Below are 3,665 nucleotides of genomic sequence, written 5' to 3'. Positions count from 1 at the left end.
CGCTTTTCCACGAAGATGCCGTGCCACACCATGAAGATCAGCACGGTCCACAGCCGACGGCTGTGGTCGGACACGCCGTCCCGGTGCTCATTCAGCATCTTCGTGACCGCTGCCTTGTCGAACAGGTGATCCGTGCCCGAAGCGGCGATCTGCTCGTGCGACCAATCGAACAACTCGGTGCCGCGCAGCCAGTGACGGAGCGGTACCGGGAAGCCCAGCTTCGCCCGATGGAGTACGTGCGCGGGGACGATGCCTTCGAGGGCCTGCCTGAGCGCGTATTTGGTCGTGCTCTTGGTGATCTTCTGGTCCAGCGGCACCCGCGACGCCACCTCGAACACCTCGGGATCCAGGAACGGCACCCGAAGTTCGAGGGAGTTGGCCATCGTCACCTTGTCGGCCTTGACGAGGATGTCGCCGCGCAGCCAGGTGTACAGGTCGAGATGCTGCATCCGGGCCACGGGATCCCAGCCCCGTGACTGGGCGTAGATCGGATCGGTGACGTCCCGGTGTGTCCACTGCGGGCGGAAGTCCCGAAGGACGGCACGCAACTGTGCGTCGTTGAAACTGCGGGCGTTGCCGTAGTAGCGCTCCTCGAGCGTGAGGGAACCACGATTGAGGAGGCTCTTCCCGCGGGTGCCGTCGGGTATTCGCTCCGAGAGGCTCCCGGCGGCCCTGCGCAGGCCCTTCGGCAGGTATTCGAAGGGCCTGAGGGAGATCGGCTCGCGGTAAATGGTGTATCCGCCGAACAACTCGTCAGCGCCTTCTCCGGAGAGCACCACCTTGACGTGTTTGCGGGCTTCCCTGGCGATGAACCACAACGGAATCAGGGCAGGGTCGGCAACCGGGTCGTCGAGGTACCACACGATCTGGGGGATCGCTGCCACGAATTCCGAGGGGCTCACCACCTTCACGATGTGCCGCGCGCCGATCGCCGCGGCCGATTCCGCGGCGACGTCGACCTCGGAGTAGCCCTCGCGCTCGAATCCGGTGGTGAACGTGATGAGATCCGGGTTATGGCGCATCGCGAGCGCTGCGATGGCCGTCGAATCGATGCCTCCCGACAGGAACGAACCGACCGTGACGTCGGCGCGCATGTGCTTGGCCACCGAATCCTCGAGGGCCTCGGAGATCTCCCGATAGCGCGCCTTCTCGGTGCCGGGGGCGAACGGCCGCACCGGGAAGGTGGGCGTGAAGTACCGGGTGATCACCGGGTCCCCACCGGGCCGCAGACGAGCGAAACACCCGGATTCCAGCCGGCGGATCTGCTTGTGCAGGGTCTCCGGCTCCGGCACGTACTGGAGCACGGTGTAGTGCTCGATCGCGCGCGGATCGAGCGCGGTCCCGATGCCGATGAGATCGGCGAGCTCCAGAAGGCTTTTCTTCTCGCTGCCGAACGCGGTTCCGCCGGTGCCCGTTGCCAGGAACAGCGGTTTGATACCGAACGGGTCACGGGCGATGAACAGTTCGCGGGTCTGGGTGTCCCAGATCGCAAACGCGAACATGCCACGCAGCCGCCGTACCGCGTCCTCGCCCCAGTAGTGGAACGCCGCGACAATGGCTTCGCTGTCACCGTCGGTGAAGAAGTGCGCTCCGAACTGTTCCGCGAGTTCCGCGCGGACCTCGAGATAATTGTAGATCTCGCCGTTGAATGTGAGGGCGTACCGCTCCGGGTCCTCGGCAGGTCCCCAGCGCAGCGGCTGGTGGGAATGTTCGATGTCGATGATCGACAGCCGGTTGAACCCGAAGATCAGGTGGTCGTCGTGCCACGTCCCGTGCTCGTCCGGCCCACGATGGCGCAGGCAGTGCATCGCCTTGTCGACCTGTGAAACGGCGTCGTCGTTGGTTTCTCCGGAGGTCAGTAACCCGAGCAATCCGCACACAGCGTCCGGTACCTCAATTCAGAATCTTGGAAGGCTCCACGTGTGGAGGGGTCAAGGAAACTCTGCTCGAAAGTATGCCGCAGAAATCCTGCGCGCCTTGTCAGGGGCACCGGCGCCACTGCAACTGCCTCCCAAAGCGACACGACCCACCGACCCGAGGGTGGATCATCGCCGTCTTTGGTCTACGCTGCGTAGTAATTGGGCCTTCCCTTTGGGTGTGCCCTGTAGAATTTGCGGCGATCAGGAAGGCGTGAACGTGGCGCAAGGTCGGATCCTTCGGCGGGCAGGGTTGGCAGTATCTTTGGGCGTTGCGGCCTTGCTGCTGTCGGGTTGTTCAATCGACAACGAGGTGCTTCGTTTCGGGTGGCCTTCGGGCGTAACCCCGCAGGCAGAGCGTATGCGCGAACTCTGGACCTGGTCGGTCATCGCCGCCCTCGTCATGGGTGTCCTCGTGTGGGGACTCACCTTCTGGGCGGTGATCTTCCACCGCAAGAAGAAGGACTCGCCGGAGTTCCCGCGCCAGACGGCGTACAACGTACCTCTCGAACTGGCATACACGGCTGTTCCGTTCGTCATCATCGCCGTGCTCTTCTACTTCACCGTGGTCGTGCAGAACCACGTCCTCGAGAAGGACGACAATCCCAACGTCGTCGTCGATGTCACCGCCTACCAGTGGAACTGGAAGTTCGGATACCGCACGATCGACCTCGGTGACGGTACGGCACGCTACGACGGCGTCGACCAGGAAGCTCAGGCCGCCGTTGCGGCGGCGGGCAATGCGGCGGAAACCGAGGGTGAGGGCGGCCACGTGCAGCCCGGGGCCATCCACGGCAAGAGCCCCGAGGACCTCTCGTACCTGTACTACGACAAGATCGAGACCATCGGATCCAGCCAGGAGATCCCGGTCCTCGTACTGCCGACCGGCAAGAGTATTCAGTTCGAACTCGCGTCGTCCGACGTGATTCACTCGTTCTGGGTTCCGGAGTTCCTCTTCAAGAGGGACGTCAACCCGAACCCGAAGGAAAACCACTCGGACAATGTCTTCCAGATCAGCGAGATCGAGAGGGAAGGCGCGTTCGTCGGACGGTGCGCCGAGATGTGCGGCACCTTCCACTCGATGATGAACTTCGAGGTTCGCGCTGTGAGCCCGGAGAAGTTCGCCCAGTACATCGAGCTGCGGAAGCCGGCGGACGAGGGTGGACAGGCTCTCACGACGGCACAGGCGCTGGAGAAGATCGGTGAGTCGCCCGTCGCAACGTCGACCACCCCCTTCACCACCGACCGCGGATACCAGCAGGCGTCCGGCGCCGAAGGCAACTGAGACCGAACGACACTCTTCGACCAAGGACAAGTGCTGATATGAAGATCGAAGCCAAGCTCTTCGAGATCCTGACGGTATTCTTCATTCTCGTCGCGATCGTGTACGGCGTGTTCACCGCCCTGTCGCGAACGGGAATCGAGTGGGCGGGTCTCACCGCGATCTGCCTCTCGGCGGGCCTGACGTTGATCGTCGGAACGTACTTCCGCTTCGTCGCTCGTCGTCTCGACACCCGTCCCGAAGACTATGAAGAGGCTGAGATCGCTGACGGTGCCGGCGACCTCGGGTTCTTCAGTCCGGGTAGCTACTGGCCGATCCTGCTCGCGGGTGCAGCCGCCCTCGCCGCCGTCGCGCTGGCGTTCTTCCAGTTCTGGATGATCGCGGTCGGCGCGGTCGCCGTGATCGCCGCAGCCGCGGGTCTCGTCTTCGAGTACTACGTCGGACCCGAGAAGCACTGATCCGAGAAC

The 3,665-nt window shown here is 63.5% G+C and carries 3 protein-coding genes; 2 read left to right on the top strand and 1 reads right to left on the bottom strand.

Annotated features, from left to right (window positions below):
* The coding region (gene asnB / locus WAW17_RS18710) for an asparagine synthase (glutamine-hydrolyzing) (RefSeq protein ID WP_422334431.1) at nucleotides 1-1,880 on the bottom strand (1,880 nt) is incomplete at its 3' end.
* A gap of 250 nt (nucleotides 1,881-2,130) precedes the next feature.
* Between asnB and WAW17_RS18705 the strand changes: the two genes are divergently transcribed.
* Nucleotides 2,131-3,201 carry a cytochrome c oxidase subunit II gene (locus WAW17_RS18705; protein ID WP_422334430.1) on the top strand — a complete coding sequence of 357 codons (1,071 nt, stop codon included), beginning with the start codon at nucleotides 2,131-2,133 and terminating at the stop codon, nucleotides 3,199-3,201.
* A 38-nt stretch (nucleotides 3,202-3,239) separates the two neighbouring features.
* A complete protein-coding gene (locus tag WAW17_RS18700) occupies nucleotides 3,240-3,656 on the top strand; it encodes a cytochrome c oxidase subunit 4 (protein WP_422334429.1) in 417 nt (138 codons plus the stop codon).
* Nucleotides 3,657-3,665 lie beyond the last annotated feature (9 nt).

Source organism: Rhodococcus sp. (in: high G+C Gram-positive bacteria) (assembly GCF_049286785.1).
Lineage (GTDB): Bacteria > Actinomycetota > Actinomycetes > Mycobacteriales > Mycobacteriaceae > Rhodococcus_F.
This window is presented reverse-complemented; position numbering and strand designations above follow the sequence as displayed.

Bases quoted from the DNA above. Each gene is read 5' to 3' on its own strand.
- WAW17_RS18700 (WP_422334429.1), top strand. From the start codon at position 3,240: ATGAAGATCGAAGCCAAGCTCTTCGAGATCCTGACGGTATTCTTCATT.